1 protein-coding gene is annotated in these 1,007 nt (G+C 64.0%); it reads right to left on the bottom strand.

Annotation, left to right across the window (positions count from 1 at the left end):
• Positions 1-1,007 (bottom strand): DNA mismatch repair endonuclease MutL (mutL, locus tag B3520_RS15620; protein ID WP_286876414.1); only part of this gene is annotated, 1,007 nt, incomplete at both ends.

Raw genomic sequence — 1,007 nt, 5'->3', positions numbered from 1 at the left:
AGGCTCAGGGCTGGCTCGGGCGCATCGGTCTCCGACTCCAGACGATCCCCCGGGCGGACCTGAGCCAGGGCATGATGCAGGCTGCTGAAAATGAAGTCGTGCACCCGGCGGTTGTCCCGGAAGCGCACTTCGTGCTTGGTCGGGTGGACGTTGACATCCACGGTGGACGGGTCCACTTCCAGGTACAGCACAAACGCCGGGTGGCGTCCGTGATAGAGCACGTCCTGGTAAGCCTGACGGACTGCATGCCCGACCAGCTTGTCACGAATGGCCCGACCGTTGACGTAAAAATGCTGCAGGTCCGCCTGGCTGCGATTGAAGCTCGGCTGCGCCACCCACCCCCACAGGCGCAGTCCGGAGCGCTCGATATCAATGTGCAGCGCCTGCTCCATAAACGCCGGGCCGCACACCTGAGCCACCCGGCGCTCGCGCTCAATCTGGGTGCCGGCTTCACGCCAGCTGTAAACCGCACGGTTATTGTTGCGCAAGGTGAAGGCGACATCGAACCGGGACAGGGCCTGGCGCTTGATGACATCGTCCAGATGGTTGTATTCGGTCTTTTCCGTGCGCAGGAATTTGCGCCGGGCCGGGGTATTGAAAAACAGATCCCGCACTTCCACCGTGGTGCCTTTGGGGTGGGCAGCCGGCGCCAGCTCGGCCTGCATATCCCGCCCTTCGGCGGTGACCTGCCAACCGGCGCTCTCGTCGCTGGTATTACTGGTCAGGGTCAGGCGCGCCACGGAACTGATACTGGCCAGGGCCTCACCGCGGAACCCCAGGGTGGCCACCGCCTCAAGGTCATCCAGCTCGCGAATCTTGCTGGTGGCGTGGCGACTCAGGGCCAGGGGCAGATCGGATTTGTCGATACCACCGCCGTTGTCGCGCACTCGCATCAACTTGACGCCACCGTCCTCAACGTCCACTTCAACGCGGGTCGCGCCCGCGTCCAGACTATTTTCCAGCAGCTCCTTGATCACCGATGACGGGCGCTCCACCACCTCGCCGGC

Origin of the sequence: Marinimicrobium sp. UBA4509 (assembly GCF_002388575.1) — a bacterium.
GTDB lineage: Bacteria > Pseudomonadota > Gammaproteobacteria > Pseudomonadales > Cellvibrionaceae > Marinimicrobium > Marinimicrobium koreense.
Note: the sequence above shows the minus strand (reverse complement) of the source record. Positions and strands in the feature narration are given on the sequence as shown.